15 protein-coding genes and 1 tRNA gene are annotated in these 20610 nt (G+C 36.0%); 10 read left to right on the top strand and 6 right to left on the bottom strand.

Annotated features, from left to right (window positions below; all coding sequences use genetic code 11):
• A partial coding sequence (locus B6A32_RS16265) for an EF-Tu C-terminal domain-related protein (RefSeq protein ID WP_198946944.1) occupies positions 1-79 on the top strand: 79 nt, incomplete at its 5' end.
• A 1043-nt stretch (positions 80-1122) separates the two neighbouring features.
• Here B6A32_RS16265 and B6A32_RS16270 read toward each other — a convergent pair.
• Positions 1123-1199: transfer RNA gene (locus B6A32_RS16270), tRNA-Arg, on the bottom strand.
• Between the two features lie 465 nt (positions 1200-1664).
• Here B6A32_RS16270 and B6A32_RS16275 point away from each other — a divergent pair.
• From B6A32_RS16275 to prsR, 4 genes are read left to right on the top strand one after another with little or no spacing between them, the layout of a single operon-like run.
• A complete protein-coding gene (locus B6A32_RS16275) occupies positions 1665-2615 on the top strand; it encodes an efflux RND transporter periplasmic adaptor subunit (protein ID WP_158088504.1) in 951 nt (316 codons plus the stop codon).
• A 5-nt stretch (positions 2616-2620) separates the two neighbouring features.
• Positions 2621-5665 (top strand): efflux RND transporter permease subunit, encoded by a 3045-nt coding sequence (locus tag B6A32_RS16280; RefSeq protein WP_085305980.1) that lies wholly within the window; start codon positions 2621-2623, stop codon positions 5663-5665.
• A 3-nt stretch (positions 5666-5668) separates the two neighbouring features.
• Positions 5669-7726 (top strand): XrtA/PEP-CTERM system histidine kinase PrsK, encoded by a 2058-nt coding sequence (gene prsK / locus B6A32_RS16285; RefSeq protein ID WP_085305981.1) that lies wholly within the window; start codon positions 5669-5671, stop codon positions 7724-7726.
• A 13-nt stretch (positions 7727-7739) separates the two neighbouring features.
• A complete protein-coding gene (prsR, locus tag B6A32_RS16290) occupies positions 7740-9089 on the top strand; it encodes a PEP-CTERM-box response regulator transcription factor (RefSeq protein WP_085305982.1) in 1350 nt (449 codons plus the stop codon).
• 223 nt (positions 9090-9312) lie between these two features.
• Here prsR and B6A32_RS16295 read toward each other — a convergent pair whose 3' ends face one another.
• From B6A32_RS16295 to B6A32_RS16315, 5 genes are read right to left on the bottom strand one after another with little or no spacing between them, the layout of a single operon-like run.
• Complete coding sequence (locus B6A32_RS16295; RefSeq protein ID WP_085305983.1) at positions 9313-10344, bottom strand: XrtA/PEP-CTERM system-associated ATPase; 1032 nt, start codon at positions 10342-10344, stop codon at positions 9313-9315.
• Positions 10345-10348: 4 nt separating this feature from the next.
• On the bottom strand, positions 10349-11971 hold the full coding sequence (locus tag B6A32_RS16300; protein WP_085305984.1) for a TIGR03016 family PEP-CTERM system-associated outer membrane protein: 1623 nt from the start codon (positions 11969-11971) through the stop codon (positions 10349-10351).
• Complete coding sequence (locus B6A32_RS16305; RefSeq protein WP_085305985.1) at positions 11940-12794, bottom strand: XrtA-associated tyrosine autokinase; 855 nt, start codon at positions 12792-12794, stop codon at positions 11940-11942. The genes B6A32_RS16300 and B6A32_RS16305 overlap by 32 nt, the downstream gene beginning before the upstream one ends.
• 3 nt (positions 12795-12797) lie before the next feature.
• Positions 12798-14390, bottom strand: coding sequence for an XrtA system polysaccharide chain length determinant (locus B6A32_RS16310; protein ID WP_085305986.1), 1593 nt, complete (start codon positions 14388-14390; stop codon positions 12798-12800).
• A gap of 37 nt (positions 14391-14427) precedes the next feature.
• The gene (locus B6A32_RS16315) at positions 14428-15051 is read right to left on the bottom strand and encodes an XrtA/PEP-CTERM system exopolysaccharide export protein (RefSeq protein ID WP_233131453.1); all 624 of its coding nucleotides are present in this window, start codon (positions 15049-15051) and stop codon (positions 14428-14430) included.
• A gap of 241 nt (positions 15052-15292) precedes the next feature.
• Here B6A32_RS16315 and B6A32_RS16320 point away from each other — a divergent pair, with 241 nt between their 5' ends.
• The 5 genes from B6A32_RS16320 (at position 15293) to B6A32_RS16340 (ending at position 20587) form a co-directional block, all read left to right on the top strand.
• The gene (locus B6A32_RS16320; RefSeq protein WP_085305988.1) at positions 15293-16702 is read left to right on the top strand and encodes a TIGR03013 family XrtA/PEP-CTERM system glycosyltransferase; all 1410 of its coding nucleotides are present in this window, start codon (positions 15293-15295) and stop codon (positions 16700-16702) included.
• A 39-nt stretch (positions 16703-16741) separates the two neighbouring features.
• Positions 16742-17263, top strand: a complete 522-nt coding sequence (locus B6A32_RS16325; RefSeq protein WP_085305989.1) for a serine O-acetyltransferase — start codon at positions 16742-16744, stop codon at positions 17261-17263.
• A complete protein-coding gene (locus B6A32_RS16330; protein ID WP_085305990.1) occupies positions 17263-18444 on the top strand; it encodes a glycosyltransferase family 2 protein in 1182 nt (393 codons plus the stop codon). The genes B6A32_RS16325 and B6A32_RS16330 overlap by 1 nt, the downstream gene beginning before the upstream one ends.
• Before the next feature lie 65 nt (positions 18445-18509).
• Positions 18510-19604, top strand: a complete 1095-nt coding sequence (locus tag B6A32_RS16335) for a hypothetical protein (protein ID WP_233131454.1) — start codon at positions 18510-18512, stop codon at positions 19602-19604.
• A complete protein-coding gene (locus B6A32_RS16340) occupies positions 19604-20587 on the top strand; it encodes a polysaccharide deacetylase family protein (protein ID WP_085305992.1) in 984 nt (327 codons plus the stop codon). The genes B6A32_RS16335 and B6A32_RS16340 overlap by 1 nt, the downstream gene beginning before the upstream one ends.
• Positions 20588-20610: the final 23 nt, after the last annotated feature.

Here is a 20610-nt window from a genome sequence, read left to right on the forward strand (position 1 = left end):
GGACGAAGGTTTACGCTTCGCTATCCGTGAAGGTGGTCGTACTGTAGGTGCTGGTGTTGTATCTAAAATCATCGCTTAATAGCTGATTTAAGAAACACCTTTAAAAAGACGCTTCGGCGTCTTTTTTGTTAATAAGAGATTAGCAAAGTGAGTGCTGGTGTTGTATCTGCTCTTACCTTAGAAAAGCATCACTTAATAGCTGATAATTTGAGACACTTTTAAAAAGACGCTTCGGCGTCTTTTTTGTTGTTAAGAGATTAATAAAGTGAGTGCTGGTGTTGTATCTGCTCTTACCTTAGAAAACTATCGCTCAATAGCTTATAATTAGAAACACCTTTAAAAAGATGCTTCGGCGTCTTTTTTGTTTTCGGGTGATTACTAATTGAATGGTGGTATTACAGTTGGTGCTGATGTTGTATCTGCTCTTACCTTAGAAAACTATCGCTTAATAACTGATTTAAGACACCCCTGTAAAAAGACGCTTAGGCGTTTTAAATCGAATACTAATACTCGACGTTATTATATGTATAGTATTTTTACTTACATTATAAAACCAAAGCTGAGTAACTTCATTATTCGAAATTCACAACAGAAATAAAATTTATTTCATTTTTATTCTATGGGAATAGCTAGATATTATGCAACGGATGTTGTGATGTTTTACCTGTCTAAAATCAATAGCTAAGATTAAATTCACCAAGAAATTGAAGGTGAATTAAGATAATAAATTAAACCATGTTTGGGGATATTTAAGTTATGTTGAAATTAATTAAGGTAGAAGTTTGCATTATAAATATATTGTTCTAGTATTGTTGGTGTTGGCAACAAAGCGAAGCAGGATGCTTTGTTTAGGACGCTTCAGGATGAAGTTAAGCGGCAAGAAGCTGCTACAAGGATGAATAAAAACAGGGAGTGTTAATCATGGAAGATTTCCTCTGTTTTACCTTTCTTTTACATCAAGTCTCTATCAATAATTTATGTTGATAAAGATGTTAAGTATAAATGTTGAATCAAAATAATGATCTTCTGAATAATCCCATCAAATAGCTTACGACTTTTAGGTAGAGTTAAAAATAGAAAAAATAGTCGCGTTATAAATAAAATAATATCGTTTAAGGAAAGTGGCCCACCCGACAGGATTTGAACCTGTGACCGCACGCTTCGGAGGCGTGTACTCTATCCAGCTGAGCTACGGGTGGTTAATATATTAAGACACTATTATTCAATAATAAAAATCAGTGTTGCCTGTACTATTAGCTGCAGGTGAATACTAGAATGTGTCATGGCTTAATTCATATAACACTAAGTTCTAAATGAACAACAAATAGTGTAAAGATTCAAGCGCGGCAAATACTATAGTTTAACGCCGATTATGTCTAGGGAATATGTTAATTTGTGTCGACATATATAACTTCGTTGATGAGAACCCTCGAATGCTGCAGTTGATAGCAATCGTGATCGAAAGACGGTAGTTAACCTACGCATTCATCGTGAGAATATATTTGTTTGTTAATTAAATTGTTAACAGAATGAGGGAAAAAGATGTACTTTCATCATGAAGATGCCTAAAGTAAAGGCTATAATATCTCTTATCTCAATACCCTATAAGCAAACACTTGACTATGAAATATCTCTCGATTGTTTTTACCTTTCTATTCATATCTATGATTACTCCTTTAGCAGCGCAATCATTTGATACAGAAGTTATTAGTGCAGAGTTGTACAATGACACAATACAACGTACAGGCAAGCTTGATTATAAGCGCACTTTAGCGCTTTCATTTAAAAGTACTGGCTACTTGGAATTACTAAAAGTAGATGAGGGCGATCAATTTGCCAAAGGGCAATTATTAGCCTCACTTGATGTAACTGAATTAAAAGAACAAAAAAACTCAAACTATGCAAAATTAGTACAAGCTAAGCGTGAGGTAAAACGTTTAAGTAAGCTTATGGATGCCAATCTAAGTTCTGAGCGTGATTTAGACACAGCAAAAACAGAAGTTGAAGTATTACGAGCAGCCTATCAGCTTTCAAGTTACAGTTTAGAAAAGGCACAAATATATGCGCCCTTTTCTGGTGTAGTGTTGTCACGTACTACTGAGCTTGGTGAATTACAGAGTCCAGGACAAACAGCATTAAAAATAGCTAAACTCGAATGGGTTGTAAAAGTTGCTTTAACGGGACAAGAAGTTGCTCAAATTCAATTAGGTCAAAAAGCGAGTATTTCACTTAGTCATGTCGGTATTGTTGAAGGCGTGATTAGTAAAATACCAGCAATGGCTGGTAGCAACGGCAACCTATTCACAATAGAGATATTATTACCTAAAATAAAAATATCTGCGGGGATGATTGCTGGGCAACTTGCTGCTGCCACCATAGCTTTTGAAAGTAATATGTTTGTCTATAAATTACCAATATCTGCACTGGTTGCTGTAGACGAAGTAGGTAAAGCAATTGTGATTGCACAAACAGAGCAGAGTTCAGGCTTCAAACAATATAGCTTTGAAATTTTTCAAATAGACAACGATTATGTATACGTAAAAGCCAATCGTAATGACGAGTCATTAAAGATAATGACTACAGGTTGGCAAAATTTTTCTGAAGTAGGGAAATAGTCGTTATGCAACTCCCTCGCATTGCAATTAAAAATGCTCAGTTTACTTTTACAATAGTTGTACTTTTAGTGCTGGTTGGCATAGTGTCATATTTTCAAATGCCACGTTCTGAAGATCCTCAGTTTGATATTCCGATCACCTTGCTTGAAATTATTTATCCTGGTGCATCTCCTACCGATATTGAAACATTAGTCGTTGACCCTCTCGAAGAAGAATTCGCAGAAATTGAAGGGATCAAAAAAGTTGAGTCGCAAATTAAAAATGGTGGGGCTCGCATCGAAGTTACCTTTTTATATGGTAGTGACCCAAATGCAGCTTACAATGAAGTAAAGCAAGCCGTTTCAACAGTAAAACCCTCGTTACCTGAAGGTGTACAAGACGTATTAGTATTAAAAGCAACACCTACCAGCGTTGCTATTATCCAATTAGCCTTGTGGAGTGAAACAACAGATTACAAAAGCATGGAGTTTCATGCTAAGCAGCTCGAAAAGCGTCTTGAAGCAATTGAGGCGGTAAAAAAAGCCGATATTTGGGGATACCCAACACAAGTAGTCGCGGTTGACTTAAATCTTGCCATGCTTAAGCACTATGGTATTAGTATTGCCGCAATAAACAATGTACTCCAAAAGCGGGCTGTAAATATAACGCCAGGTTTTGTTGATGCAAATACTCGCCGTTTTAATGTTAAAACTAGTGGCAATTATCAACATATTGATGAACTGAATAATACAGTAGTTTATTCTGACAACACTGGCGTTATTCGGTTAAAAGATGTTGCGCATGTTACCTTTTCAAACAGAGAAGCAAACTATTTAGCCTATTACGATGAGAAGCCGGTAATATTTTTAACGGCTGAACAAAGAACGAACACTAATATATTTGCATTGACGCAGGCAATAGAGTCTGAGATTTCAGCGTTTAAACAAACGCTACCCGATAACATAAAAATAGACACACTTTTTAAACAATCTGACGGTGTAGAAAACCGAGTGAATGGCTTCTTCGATAATTTATGGCAAGGCCTAGTGCTTGTTGGGATTATGTCATTGATCTTTTTGGGTGTGCGTGAAGCCGTTGTTGTTATTGTTGCTATTCCTTTATCTTTTTTAGTGGCGATTGGTTGGTTAGACTTCGCAGGCTTTGGCTTGCAGCAAATGTCTATTGTAGGTTTAATTATCGCGCTAGGTTTATTAGTAGATAATGCCATTGTAGTCACTGAGAGCATTCATCGAGAAAAGAAAAATACCGCATCTCTGGCTGATGCAGCAGCAGCGGGCACGAGTAAAGTAGGTTGGGCAATTACCAGTGGCACAGTTACGACAATGTTAGCTTTTTTACCTATGCTGATGTTGGCAAGTGATACGGGAGATTTTGTTCGCTCTATGCCTGTTACCGTAGTGTTAGTTTTATTGGCTTCTTTATTAATTGCCTTAACACTAACACCATTGCTTGCAAGTAAATTTTTCAGCAAAAAACCGAGTAAATTTAAAACTCTACAGTATTATGCCAATGGCTTTGCCGAGCAATATTATGTGCAAGGGTTAAGTCGCTTAATGAACATAAAGCTCATTATGCTTGTAGTTGCCTTTATTGCTTTATTCGCTATGGCCTCTCTCTTTGGACAAGTAGGCGTGAGCTTATTTCCAAAAGCTGAGAAGTCTATGTTGTTAATTGATGTAGAAACACCGGCAAACTCATCTCTGGATTATACCAACGATGTTATGCAATCAATGACTGGCTTTATTAAAACTCAGCCCTATGTGGAAAAAATTGCCCTTAATGTGGGTAACTCTAACCCTCGTATTTACTACAATGAAATTCCAAAACGTGGTGTATCAAGCTACGGGCAAGTACTACTAGTTCTAAAAGAATACGACGAGCAAGAAGTTAACAAGCTAGTTGCATCATTGCGAAAAGAGTTTTCAACATGGCAACAAGCAAAAGTTACCGTGAAAGAGTTCACCCAAGGGCCAGTAACTGATCAGCCAATTACCGTAAGGTTAATCAGCGAGTCATTATCAGATCTTGAACATGTAGCCAGTGACTTACAGCGTAAAATAGCTTCAATACCAGGCGCTATTAATTTAGATAACCCAATTGGTATTGCTAATACGGAATTAGCCTTAGCAATTGATTATGATAAAGCGGCTTTATCAGGTATTGATATCAACCAATTAGACAATGCAATTCAAACTGCGTTATCAGGCACCTTTATTGGGCAATTTAACGATGCCAACGGGGAAAACTATCCAATATTAGTTCGCAGACCTAAAAGTGATTTATCAGGCCTTTCTGATATTACTATCGTTAACCAGCAAGGCGAAAACATTCCATTAGGACAATTTGTAGAGATTAAATTACAAAAAGGCCGAACAGACTTTTTTCATTATCAAAAATTACGTATGGCTAGAGTATCTGCTGATGCAGCTCAAGGCTATTCGGTGCAAGAGATTACCAGCGAAGTGGTTAACTACTTAGATAGCTACACATTACCAGCAGGCATGTATTACATATTAGGTGGTGAAGAAGAGTCTCGACAAGAGTCTTTTGCAGGTTTATCTCAAATTATGTTGATCACGGCAATCGGTATATTTGCTATTTTAGTTTTACAATTTAAGTCATTTTTGCAGCCATTGATTATCTTTACTTCGATACCTTTTGCTATGACAGGTGCAATTCTAGGCTTGTTCATCACGAATTTATCATTTTCTATGATGGCCTTTATCGGTTTAATTAGTTTATTTGGTATTGTAGTTAACAATGCCATTATCTTGATTGATACGACCAACAGAAACTTGTCGACGGGTTTAGCTAAAAAAGAAGCTATTTTATTGGCCAGCTCAACGCGATTTACCCCAATACTACTAACCACGATCACTACCATTGGAGGTTTATTACCGTTAACACTTTTTGGTGGTAGTTTATGGCAACCATTAGGCGTAGTTATAATTTCAGGACTGTGTGTTTCGGCGATAGCGAGTTTTATTATTGTGCCAATACTCACCGAGCTATTTACAAAAACAGATGAACCTCAAATAATAAAAGAATAAATCATGGATTTTTACGGCTTAATTGGTTTCTCACTTGCAGTAGGTGTTTATACATTATTTGCACTGCTCATTATTGCCGCGCGCAATTATAGCTTGGTTGCTCGTGCAGTATTAATTTGTACTTTAGTTACTTTAAGCAGTAACTTAATTGCAGCATTACAAATTAAGCTTGGATTCAGTCTTCAATGGGCAATGCTTACAGACGGATTTAAAATTGCTTGTTGGTCGTTACTCATTATTTTGTTCAATACCGAGCACCGAAATCTAAAGGCATTGGTGGGCAACTATTATGTTCGACAATATATCGGCATTTGGTCTGTACTCATGGTGGGCTCTTGGCTCGCCAGCTATTGGTTAGGTTATGCGTATGAATATATATTCTTACTATTCATCATTTTAAACTTATGGATGTTGGTATTGCTCGAGCAGCTATATCGTAATGCTGACTTGCAGGTACGTTGGGCTATTTGGCCGTTGGTTGTCGCATTGGCCAGTGTTGCTATTTTTGATTTTGTTATTTATGCGCAAGCCACCATGGTTGATGGCATTGATTTTAATTTTTGGTTTAGTCGTGGTTATTTAGCTTTTCTGGTAACACCATTACTATTAATTAGTATTCGTCGAATTAAAAATGGCGAGGTCCGCATTTTTGTTTCTCGTAATGTTGTCTTCTATAGCTCAATGTTAATGATAGCCGGTGCTTACTTACTGTTAATGTCTTTTGCCGGATATATCATCAACTTTATTGGTGGAGAGTGGGGGGACTTAGTCAGTCTCGGGTTTTTAGTGCTGAGTGGTATTGTGCTAGTGGCTTTACTGATCACCGAATCTTTAAGGCGCCGAGTAAAAGTTTTTATTGCGAAAAACTTTTTTGCCAATAAGTATGAGTATCGAGACGAGTGGCTAAACTTAATTGAGAAAATTGAAACCACAAGTGGTGCAAGTCATTATCAAATGGCTACGCAAATTATGCAGTCTAAGGTTGAAGCGTCTTGTGGTGCAATAATTAAAAAATTCTCTAATCAGCATTATCAGTTACAGTATAGTCATGGCATAGAAATTAACGACGAACTCGAAGAACACCTTTTGGAGGTTGGCTTATTTTGTCATCAACAAGGTTGGATTGTTGACGTAAACGAATATGAAAAATCTCCTTTACTTTATCCTGATTTGACATTGAATATTGCGTTATTAAGAGCTAAAAAAATTCAAATAATAGTGCCAATATTTATTGGCAAAGCATTTTATGGTTTGTTTCTGCTCGCTAATGAACAAGAGCTAAAACGCTTAAACTGGGAAGACAGAGATTTATTATTTGCGATTTCTAAACAGTTAGGCAATTTCGTATCTTTGTACGAAGCCACAGACAAGTTAAGTGAATCGAAACAATTCGACGCTTTTAATCGTATGTCGGCATTTTTGGTACATGATCTAAAAAATGTTCAAGCGCAATTAGCTTTAATAACCGCAAATGCTGAAAAGCACCGAAATAATCCTGAATTTATTGATGACGTATTTGAAACGGTAGAATCAGCGACACAACGTCTAGAAAAGGTTTTATCACAATTACGGAAAAAACAAGTAGAGCAATCGTCGAATAGTCAAACAGATATCGCATTAACTATCAAAAAAGTAATTGAACAAAGCAACTTAAGCTTACCTGCAGTACAGTTTGAACAGCAAGGTGATTGTTCCACTTTTATTGATAACGAATCATTTCACTCGGTTATACATCACTTAATACAAAATGCTCAAGAGGCAACCGAAAGTAGTGGATGGGTTAAAGTTTCGATTGTTGAGAAACAGCGAGTTATCAGAATTATTATTGAAGATAATGGTTGCGGTATGAGCGAAGAATTTATTAAGAATAGATTGTTTAGGCCTTTTGATACCACTAAAGGAAATGCTGGTATGGGCATTGGGGTATTTGAAGCGAAACAGTTTTTTGAAAATATGGCTGGTATTATAAAAGTTACAAGCACGCCAAAAAAAGGCACAATGTTTACCATTGATATACCAAAAAGAACAATAGGCGCGATAAACGGCCAAAATTTACTATAAGGATCCAAGAAGCATGGAAAAGTTGTTAATAGTAGATGACGATAAAGGTATCCAAAAACAATTAAAATGGAGCTTATCTGATTATGATGCTGTACTCGCGGCTGATCGTGAAAGTGCAGTTGCTGCTGTTAGGCGCTATGAGCCAAAAGTGGTTACATTAGATTTAGGCCTGCCACCAGACGAAGCAAATGCCTCTGAAGGCCTTGCTGCATTGCAAGAGATTTTAACTATTGCTCCACATACTAAAGTCATTGTAATAACGGGTAATGATGACCGTACCAATGCACTTGCAGCAATTTCTGCTGGCGCTTACGATTTTTATCAGAAGCCAATTGAAACTGACGTTATTAATGTCATCGTCGCTAGGGCGTTTAGTGTTGCTGCCATTGAAGAAGAAAACCGCAAAATGCGTGCCGTTGGTGGAAGTGACATTGGTATTATTGGTAATAGCGAAAGCATTGAACGTTTACGTATGATGGTTAAGCGCATTGCACCAACGGCAATTACCGCTTTATTATTGGGTGAAAGTGGTACTGGTAAAGAAGTAACAGCTAATGCCGTACATTTAGCTAGTGACCGAAAAAATAAACCCTTCGTTGCGATTAACTGTGCCTCTATTCCTGAAACGCTTTTAGAAAGTGAATTGTTTGGCTTTGAAAAAGGTGCTTTCACAGGCGCACACAGAGCAACCAAAGGGAAAATAGAATGTGCAGAAGGCGGCACATTATTCCTCGACGAAATAGGGGATATGCCCTACAGCTTGCAAGCTAAACTTTTACGTTTTCTGCAAGAAAAAAGCATTGAACGCTTAGGTGGCAGACAAGAGATTGCCGTAGATGTTCGTGTAGTTTGTGCAACTAACCAAAACCTTGAACAAATGGTTGCTGATAAAACCTTTCGTGAAGATTTATTCTATCGAGTCAGTGAAATAACGTTAAACATTCCGCCGCTTAGAGATCGTGATGAAGACGTAATCATCCTTTCACAGTACTTTCTTCAACATTATGCGGCTGAGTATAAGCGTAATGTTAAAAGCTTCTCTGAAGACGCCTTAAGCGCGATTAAAGCACATAAATGGCCGGGTAATATACGTGAGTTACAAAATAAAGTGAAAAGCTCGGTAATTATGACCACAGGTACACAAGTAACTGCGATAGATTTAGGTTTTTTTGAAAATCAGGATAAGAGTTTCGAACTGTCGCTAAACTTGCGGACTGTGCGCGAACAAGCTGAGTCAATTGCGATACAAAAAGCCTATGCTATTTCTGAAGGCAATATGTCGAAAGCCGCTGACTTGTTAGGGGTAACTCGACCAACGTTATATTCATTAATAGAAAAATACGAATTAAAAATTAATGCTTAGTGTTTAGTTTGAAAATTCGAGTAAAAAACTAAAAATAACCGTCGTAAGGCGGTTTTTTAGTTTAAGAGGTTTAGAAATAAATCAAGAGTATAGTAATCAGTTGTAGGTTGGACTTTAGTCCGTCAGCGCTCAAACCTGCGTTAATGAGCACACAGTACTTACGTAAATATAAATTATAAAGATAATCCCTACTGTAAAGCAGGGATACAAGGAAAGTTAGGTGTTATTGTTCGCTTTTATCATCTGTATCAGTGTAAATGCGACTTTTATGTTTAAGCATCTTATCAACATAACGTGCCATTTTAATTTTTTGCTTAATATTACTTTCTAATATTTCTTCTACTTCTCGTAATACTTCTTTAATGCTCTCAACTTTTTCAGCAGAATTTACCACAACTTGATTTGGTTCAGTGCTGGTTAATTCAGCGGCATTTAATGAACCGGTTAACTCAACTTCCATCTCTTGTGCTACTTCATTGATCGCAGCCGAATTTATACTGTTTAGCTCTTCTAAAAAACCAAACAAGAGTAGCCGATCAACAAAAATATTAATCTTACGTGGCACACCTAATGTTTTCTCATGAATAAGATCAAATGCAGCATCAGAAAATAAATCTTCTTTATTACAGCCCGCTTGATGTAGCCTATGGTTAATATACTTCTTAACTTCTTCTTTAGATAAAGGTTTTAAATGCGCAGAGGCGATAATTCGTTGACGAAATTGCTCCATATTTGGCGCTTGTATAATACCTTTAAGTTCTTCCTGTCCGAGTAAAAAGCTCTGGATTAAAGGTTTATTATCTAATTGAAAATTAGATAACATACGTAACTCTTCAACGGTCTCACCAGGTAGATTTTGCGCTTCATCAACAATTAATAATGCACGTTTACCTTGTTGGTTTAGTTGAATTAGAAACTTCTCAATACCTTGTAGTAAGTCGGCTTTACTGTTGCCTTCAACAGAAATGTTAAACTCTGACACCACTAACTCGAGTAATTCTTGAGGATTAAGTTTAGTGGTTACAAGTTGTGCGGCAACAATGCTTTTATCCGCTAAGTTATTTAATAAATTGCGGGCTATTGTCGTTTTTCCTGTGCCAATTGGCCCAGTTACCACAATAAAGCCTTCGCCTTGATCTAATCCATATTGTAGGTAAGACAAAGCGCGTTGATGATGGCTAGAAGCGAAAAAAAATCGTGGATCTGGACTTAACTGGAACGGTCTTTCTTTAAAACCATAGTAATTTTCATACATACTGCTAAAAACCTTTGGTTACTTTGGCGCTAACGCGACCTTCTTCGTAATTGAATAATGCATTATCAGAAGCTCTGTTTAAGTAGCTTAACGATAAATCAAAAGACAAGGCGCTATTTAATGATTTCTGATAACTGATTTCGTAACGTCTATATCTGTCGATACGCTCAAACTCTGTATCTATTTGCAAATTAGTTTCGGTATAAGATAAATCAAAACTGATACTCGAACGACCACTGACTTTTCTGCTTACATTTAAGCTTGAAGCACTTCGTTCATCCTCATTGAAGGTTTCTAAATTTTCTCTATTTTGATGGTTAGCGGTAAAGCTAATTGTTGTTCTAGGTAATGCTAAAACAGAACTCCAATTTAAGGTTTTATTTAAAGAAAAAACGTTGTCTTCAACCAAAGTAAAGTCTTGAATAGGGAATAATTGAAACCCAGGGTTGTCAGGTTCATTGGGGTTATCAGGAAATATAGTGCCCTCATCTTTAATAATACAATCAGCTACGGATGTTATATTACTTGAAGGGCAAAAATAAAACCCAACGAGGTTTGCTGCAAAATTATTACGGGTGAAAGTTTGTACATCTTCTACATAACTAATTGAGTTAGTTAAGCGTTTATTTCTATGAGTAAAATCTAAACCATAACTGGTGCCATAAAAGCGTTCAGAAATATTAGCGGTAAGTTTAGTTCGTGGTGAAGGTTGCCATTGCACTGAAGCATTAACATAAGCTTCTTGTTCGTCGCCATCTAAATCTAGGTTATCACCAATAGGCTGATTATAAGAAACATTTAACGCTAAACGCGGTGTAATTAACCAACGAACACCTAAGCCGTATGAGTTCGACTCAATAGAGCGATTACTGTTATTAATATCGCCACTATTGTCTTCATCATAATATCGCAGAAAAGGATTAAGACCATAGCCTGTTATCCAACCAATTTTAACTTCACTTTGGCTTTGTTTACCTTTTTGATTATTATTTTCTAAATCTTGGTAATCATGCTCAACTTCCCAAAAAACATGGCGAGCGCCAGTGCCATTTGTGCTGGTAATTCTGCTGTTTATTCCTTTTTGATTTCCAATATTGTCTTCTGAATTAGTTTCTCGATAACCAATCGAAGAGTTTACAATAAAATCACTATTATCGATGTTGTATTCAAGACCACCGCTGTAAGTTTCTACTTGCACTGTATCAGCTGAAACAATATCGGCTAATGCATTTCGGCTGCCATTTCGCGATTGATTAGCAATATCGACGCCACCATAAACGACAATACCATTAGGCCAAAGTTGAATTCTTAAATCACTCGATAAGGTTTGATAGTCGCTATCAAGATCATGATCATGACTATATAAAGCATAAATACTTTCTGATGAAAAATTAAATTCAGCTTGTTGTGCCTTATATGTAGATTCAATGTTTAATCCAACCTGAGTTACTAAGCTAGACTGTTCATTATTAGTGGTTAAGCCAACATTATCAGAGTATGTTTCATCGACAATAATACTAGGATCAAACTGCCATTCACCTGCAGTAGCAAGCTTAGAGCAAATTAATGCAATACAAACAGCACTAAGCTTAGTTTTATGCGCCATACCCATAGCCGTAATAGCCATACAAATCCTTATGAGATCTTATTGCTTTATTTAATACTAGACCTAATGCTAAATCTTCATTGAGATGTCGAGTTGCTGCTTGAATATCAGCAATAGAACTTTTAGATTCTTCAACAACAATAACGCCTTGCCCCATTAAACTCGCTAGTACCAATGTTTCGGTCACACCTATTAATGGCGGGCAATCAAAAATAACAATACGATCAGGGTATCTATTCGCCAATTCATTCGCTAGTGTTGCCATTTTCTCACTGGCTAACAACTCGTTAGACAAATGATGCGGCTTACCCGCGGGGATTAATTTTAGTTTATCGATATCGGTGTTATAAATTATATCGCTAACTTTTTCAGATTTACCCAGTAAGTATTCAATAAGGCCAGGACTGTCTTCAACACCTAACTCGCGAACTACACTTGGGCGAAGTACGTCGGCATCAATAAGTAACACGGTTTTATCTTGCTCAAGTGCAATACTTAACGCTAGGTTAATCGCAACGAAAGTTTTACCTTCATTAGGCTTTGCGCTACTCACCATAATTAAATTACTGTGATGTAAAGTTTTTGAGGCATTACCAAAAGCATTATTAAGAAGCTTACGTTTAATTTGTCTAAATTCGTCTTTAATACTTTTGCGGGTACCGTTATCGATTAAATAGCCACGCTCAGCTAAGCTTACTTTATCAAGTGCTAACGTATCTTTTTTCTCTACATTAGTTGCTTCGACAGCAACCTTTTCTTGAGGAACTGGCTGTTGCTCAACTTTCTCTGAATCGTCATGACTTTTTTGTTGTTGCTTAGCTAGCGCTTTTTCTATGATACTCATAAGTTATAAAATCCCTCTGATCGGCGCTAATAAAGCATTAGGAGCAATGGCATAAAGTATAAAAAATGCCAATACGATTAATAGCACACTATTAGAAATAATAAATATCAGGGTTTTTCTTTTGTGCCAACGTTGTAAACCTAAGTTCTCAGTGGCAGACACAATACCGAATACAGGAATACCAGTAAGTTTAGACACTTGGCTACTAGAAGTAACCACAGGGTTAATTTGGCTAAATAATAATGACAAGCCAACACCTACACCAAAAGCAAAAATTGTAGAGCCAAGTAAAAACAAAATACGTTTTGGCCCTGCAGGTTCAGTAGGAGCTCTGGGTGGATCAATCACTCTAAATTGAATCGGATTGGTTGTTTCATCAGCTTGTTGTGCTAACTGAGCTGTTTCCTGACGATTCAATAATTCTTCATATTTATCTTTTGTTATTTCATAGCCACGGTTTAATGAGGTTAATTCGGCTTCTATTTCTGGCAAAATATGAATTTTACTTTCAAGCTCTTTAACTTGTTGGCGATAATCCTTTGCGCGAACATTAGTTGAAGCAACAGCGTTTTCTAATTGGTTCACCTGAATTTGCAATTGTTGAATAACAGGGTTTTGACTAGTAGCAAGCTTATTGTTATCACCGTTATTAGTGGCATTCAAATACTCATCAATTTCTTTAGTTCGCTGAGCGTTTAAATGTTCTAACCGACGTTTAACTTCTTTAACATCAGGATGCATTTCAGTGTATCGTAACTGAAGTGAATCGAGGTTAGCTTCTAATTCAGAAATTCTGTCGTCATACGTCGTTTGGATACTGTTCGAATTCATAATGTTATTTTGAGCATTATCATTACTTGACGGAGAAGAATTCAATTGTGACTTCGCTGATTTTAATTGCGTTTCTTGTTCAAGTAAGTTCAATTCAGTTATTTTTAGCTGCTCTTTAACTATATTTAATTTTTGATAAAAGCCACCATATTGGTCAGGTAATACGCCGCTGTACTTTTGTTTAAAATCAGTTAGTCGAGATTCTGCAGCTAATAAACGGTTTTCATAATCCTTAATCTGAGTTGTTAAGAACTTTTGTGCGGTATTAGAATCACTGCGATTTTCACCTAATGTATTTTCAATAAAAACGGTTAATGCTGAGTTAACAACACTTTTCGCCATTTCGGGATCTTTATCTTGGTAAGTAATGGTAAAAATATTCTCTCTTCGACCACCAGTTTTTTTGATAATAATATTAGTTTTTAAATCATCTATTAGTTCTTCATAAGCTGCGGGAGTGTTAGCTTGAACATCAAGATCTGTCATACGGGTAATGCGTTCTAAATTCGGACGACTTAACAACGTTTTTATCATTAAGCGTATTTGCACTTCAGGATCTGTATTTACAGTTAAACCTTTAAGCAAAGGACCGAGAATAGATTGAGTATCAGCATATACACGAGCTTCAGACTCATAAACATTATCAAGTTGAGAAATAAAAACCCAAGCAAAAGGGCATATTAACCACGTTGATATGATAATAAAGCGACGTTTAAGCCAAATACCTTTAAGGTAATCGACAATTTGTTCTATAATTTCTTGCATTCCTGACCTCTAAAACAGGTAAATAAATCTATTTTGTTTAAAACCATGTTTCAGGTATAACAATAATATCGCCAGGTAATACATCAACGTTAGCTAATATTTCACCATTTTTAATCAAGTCTTCAATGTAAATTTCATACTGTTTTTGAAGACCATTTTCTATTCTGACTAACTTAGCACCATTACCGTTAGCAAATTCAGTTAAACCACCAACTTGAATCATCACGTCAAGTAACGTCATGTGTTGAATATAATTAACCGCTTGCGGTTGAGCAGCTTCACCTATTACACGAATTTGTTCACTAAAAGGGCCTACAAAGTTGTTTACGGTTACGGTAACAACGGGCTCTCGTAAATACGTTGCTAGTATTTCTTCAATAGAACGGGCAAGTTCGGTCGGGGTTTTACCGGATACAGGAATGTCTTCAACTAAAGAAGTCGTAATCATACCATCGGGGCGCACTTTAAATGTGCCAGAAACTTCAGGGTTACGCCAAACAAAAATATTAACAACATCACCGGCACCAATTAAATATTTATAGGAGTCAACATCAACAGTATTCGACTGATGCAGCTTGGCAGGTGGTAATGTAGCTGAGCTACAACCAGCTAAAATATAACCAAAAGTAAGAAATAAAATCGCTTTTAATGTAGTAGTCATGCGTTTTTCCATGGTTTTAACCTTATTTATTTATAACCGTATTTTATATAAGCTAATTGATTGTATTTGATTTTTACAATTGATGCACATTATTTAATTTATGTAAATATATTGTTAATGTAGTATTTTAAATAGTCTCTTGTTTACATTTCGCAGTGAATCCATTCTAATATACAGCTTAAAAAATGAAAACATCTAATAATGAACACTGCTTCATACTAGAAAGGAACTTTATTACCTTATGTCTAGCCCTAAATTTCGTGATTTATCTGCGGGTAGTAAATCTTTAGTGTTAATCGAATTTATCTGCTTTGCTGGCGCACTTTTACTTAGCTTATACCTAAATAAAGTATTTCAGTTTGTTGAACACGACACTCAAAAAACGCCAACGAATATTCTTTTTATTCATTCAGTTGTTTACGCCTTAGTAGTGCAGTTATCGTGTCTTGCCATGGGTCTTTATGATTCGAAATTGAGAGAGAGTTTAAGAGGTGTTATCAGGCGTTTACTGGTATCAATCGCTATAGGTTTTTTTATTGTTTCATTATTTAATCCATTTTACGGCTCAGGTTCACTCGCCATTGAGTTACTTGCAGTTGCTTCATTAATCAGTTTCTTTTTTGTTTGTGGTGTTCGTTATTTTACTCTTCAAATTGACTTTTTTGGCTTTAATAAACGTAACATTCTCGTTTTAGGTGCCGGAGAACGAGCATCAATTATAGAAAAACGCATGCGTCGTGACGTTGACCGACAAGGTTTTTTTATGCACGGCTTTGTGGTTATGAATGGCGATGCTGAACATGGCATTGTCAACGAGAACAGAATTACACTCGACTGCTCATTGGTTAATTACGCCCTAGAACATCAAATTGATGAAATTGTTGTTGCTAATGATGAACGTAGAGAAAATCTACCAGTGGATGAACTCTTTGCCTGTAAAATTAGAGGCGTCGAAATAACCGAAATTCTAGACTTTATTGAACGAGAAACCGGGCAGGTTGCGGTTAATTTAATTTATCCAAGTTGGGTTATATATTCAAATGGTTTTGCATCGGCGAATCATTTAAGAAATACCTTAGACTGGATTTTTAACGCCACAATGGGCTTCTTCTTATTTCTTATTACTTGGCCTGTAATGTTAATTACGGCTTTATTAATTAAGCTTGAAGACGGTTGGAAATCACCGATATTTTACTCGCAAGAACGTGTAGGGTTAGACGGGCAAGCTTTTAGAATTGTTAAATTTAGAAGTATGCGAATAGATGCAGAAAAAAATGGCGCACAAATGGCAGCCAAAGATGACGATAGAACAACACGCATCGGTAAAGCCCTTCGCAAATATCGTATTGACGAACTTCCTCAAATTTATAACGTAATGGTTGGTGATATGGGCTTTGTTGGCCCACGCCCTGAACGCCCTGAATTTGTTCAGCAATTAATTAAAAATATTCCATATTACAATGAACGTCATAACGTTAAACCTGGTTTAACAGGTTGGGCACAGCTTAAATACCCTTATGGTGCTACAGAGTCAGACTCTTTAGAAAAGCTAAAGTACGATTTGTATTACATTAAACATCGCAGCTTTATGTTGGATTTACTTATACTAATTCGAACGGTTGAAATTGTATTGTTTGGGAAGGGAAGATAATTTTGGGTATTTTTCGATATGTTATGTTAGGTACTATCTATGGATAATTTTCAATCTTTAATTAAAAGTGACTTTAATAGAAAATTAGAAATCTTTCTTGGAGATGGAGCTAAGGTGTCTTTGCTGCGTATTATATTTACTGATGGTAGCAGTGCTAATGTGATACAAAGACTTGCATTTGAATGCGCTAAAATTAAAATACTATCCCCATTGGCGCTATTATTTCAACACTTTAACCGTATATATAATGGTTGCACGATTGGTACTAAAGCAACCTTTTCAGGTGGATTAGTTTTAATGCACCCATCCGGTGTTGTAATTAATTCAAAAGTAATTGCAGGGAAGAATATAACTATCGAAAGCGGAGTAGTCATAGGTGATGAAAAAGGTTTTTCTCCTAAATTAGGGGATAATGTGTTTATTGGTTCAGGTGCCAAAATTATTGGAAACGTTAAAGTTGGAAATAATGTTAAAATAGGTGCTAATGCAGTCGTTGTGAAAGATGTTCCTGATAATTGTACTGCACTTGGTATACCTGCTAAATCGAGGTTGAATAATTAATGTATTTCCTTGAGTTAGTACTTTGGTTTTCAGTGTTTTTAGTTTTTTACACTTATTTGTTCTATCCAATAATTTTGATGATGTTAAGCGGTCTCCGACAGTTAAAAAAAGATACCTCGTTTGTCCTTTCCAAATCTGAACGTAGAATTCGAATAGCAGAACTACCTGAAATTACAGTGGTTATCGCCGCTTATAACGAAGAAAAATGTATCGAAGATAGGGTTATTAACTTATTGGCGCTGAACTACCCAAAAGATAAGCTTAAATTTATTATTGGTTCTGATGGCAGTATCGATAATACGAATGTTATTTTAAAAAGCTTTGATGAAAATAGCCTGAGTGTTTTTTGTTTTGAGAAAAACAGGGGTAAAATTAATGTTCTGAATGAGTTAATGACAAAGGTAGAGTCGGCAATATGTGTCTTTTCGGATGCTAACACTATGTTTGAAAAAGATGCATTAAAGCACTTAGTATCCCATTTTGATAATTCCAATGTTGGAGCTGTGTGTGGTGAGTTACATTTGATAGATCCATTTTCAGGTGATAATAAAGACAACCTATATTGGAGCTATGAGCAAGCACTAAAGTTCCATGAATCAAGATTGAACGCACTTTTAGGGGCTAATGGCGCAATTTATGCGATCAGAACACAAGATTATATGCCCTTACCTACCGATACTATAATTGATGACTTTTGCATAGTAATGAATATAGCTCGCAAAGGATATGAAGTTATTTATGCTCCAGAAGCTAAAGCTACTGAAGAGATTGCTCCCGATTTAACAGAAGAATCATCGAGAAGAGTTAGAATTGGCGCAGGAAACTATCAAGCCATGATGCGTTTAGGTTGGTTACTAAATCCACTTGAAGGGTATCGTTTTTTCTCTTATTTCAGTCATAAGATATTACGATGGTTTGTTCCTCACTTAATGATATTGATTCTAATTTCTAATTCTTTATTGGCACTAGATTTCAATTTTTATAAAGTTACTTTATTTTTACAAATTGCTTTTTACAGCTCAGCTATTATTGGTTTGAAATTAAAGTCTGGACATGGATTTATATTTAATTTCCTTAAAATTTCTGCTTTTTTTGTTTCAATGAATTACTCTATTTTTAGAGGCTTTATCAAATTTTTAAATAAAAACCTATCCGCTACTTGGGAGAGTACATCCAGATGATCATAGCATTGCTTTTATCCCTCTTTATTATTGGAGCTTTTGTTTTCGTTGTTCACAAAAAAGAAATGCAAACATGGCTTCCAACTTATGTAAAACAAAGTTTATTTCCTAATAAAAAGTTTGGTGGTCCTAAGCACATCATGTTTTGTTTTGTCGATCATTACGAGCCTCAATGGATGAATAAAGACAATATAAACCTTGAGCGCGAAAGAGTAGACCGTTGGATGACAGACTATCCAATAATGGCAGAAAAATATACTGATGCTGATGGATATCACCCTAAACATTCATTCTTCTTCCCAGAGGAAGAGTATAGGAAAGAGCATTTAGATAAACTTTCAGACTTATGTGCTAGAGGTTTTGGTGAAATTGAAATTCATCTTCATCATGAAAATGATACTAGTGATAACCTAAGGTCAACCCTGACTAATTTTGCTGAACTACTATACAAAGATCACGGAGCACTCAGTTTAGATCCTGAAACAGGAAAGCCTACCTATGCTTTTATTCATGGTAATTGGGCGCTAGATAATTCGCATGCGCATGGAGATTGGTGTGGTGTAAATGACGAACTTATCATATTAAAAGAAACTGGATGTTACGCCGACTTTACTTTTCCATCACCTGATACCACACAACCTGCGATGGTAAATTGTATTTATTATGCAAAAGATGATCCTGAAAAACCAAAATCATATAACAAAGGCAGAAAAGTAAAAAAAGGTGGCAGAACATGGGGTGACCTAATGATCGTCCAAGGTGTACTTAAGTTAAACTGGAAAAATAGAAAATTTGGTGTAATTCCAAAAATAGAACAATCAGATGTTAGAAATACGCTTCCGCCAAGTAAAGAAAGAGTCGATATGTGGGTTGATCAAGCAATCCATATTGAAAATAGACCCGATTGGATTTTTATAAAAGTTCATACGCATGGCACTCAAGAAGCTTCTATGGAAACATTATTAGGGCAACCTATTAATGAAATGCATCAGCACTTAAATAAAAAGTATAATGACGGAAAAAACTACTTTTTACATTATGTAAGTTCACGAGAAATGTACAATATTATTAAAGCAGCAGAAGATTGTAAAAAGGGTAACCCGAATGACTATCGTGATTTTATAATTCCTAAGCCAGACTTTAAAAGGAGTCAGCTTTAATGCTTACAAAGGTATTGAGAAGGCTTGAGCGCTATATAGGAGCCGATGCCATCAGATGGGCAAATATTCCTGATGGAATATATAGCTTTAATTTTCACAGAATTGGTGATTGGAAGGGTACACGTTTTGATCCTTGTGTTTTTTCATGTAATCCCAAGCAATTAGATGAGTTTATAGTTTTCTTTAAACAAGAGTTTGACATCATTTCTATCACAGAAGCAGTTGAACTTGTAAAGAAACACGCGGGTAAAATTCATGGGAAATATTTAATCATTACTTTTGATGATGGCTACAAAGATAATTACACCGAAGCTTTTCCAATTTTAAAACGTCATAATGTACCAGCATGCTTTTTTATCGCGACTAGCCTAATTGGTGATAAAAAATTACCGTGGTGGGATCGAATTGCATACAACTATAAGAAAAATAAATTTAAAACACTAAAGTTATCTAGTTGGAATCAATCCGTCACATATAATGGTGATGAACGTGAATTCGTTCGCAGTATGTTAGCTGCAGCAAAGTTAAGTCAAGTACCAATTGAAGAGCAATTAAATGAACTGGAAGCATTGTTCCCAATAGATGGCGAGTTACCAACACAAGAATTTATGGCTTGGGAAGATCTAGCTGAAATGATTGAACACGGTATGGATGTTGGTGCTCACTCACACAATCATGAAATATTAGCTAACCTACCTCAAGAAGATATTATTTTTGAATTAACACATTCAAAAATGCTCATAGAAAAGCACTTGCCTTATAAAGTAAGCTCTTTTTCCTACCCTGTTGGTAGCCAGGGTACTTACAATGAGCAAGTAACTGCGGCTTTAGTCAACTGTGGCTATGATATAGCGTTTAATTTTCAACCGGGTATCAATGTAAGCATTGAAGTTAATAAGTATGACCTAAGGCGTTTTTCAATCGAGCCTTCAACGACCATTAGCACACTAAAACACACTTTAGGTTACGCTAAAATATACTGATCTTTGAAAAAGTGATAGCAATA

Origin of the sequence: Colwellia polaris, from assembly GCF_002104515.1 — a bacterium.
GTDB lineage: Bacteria > Pseudomonadota > Gammaproteobacteria > Enterobacterales > Alteromonadaceae > Cognaticolwellia > Cognaticolwellia polaris.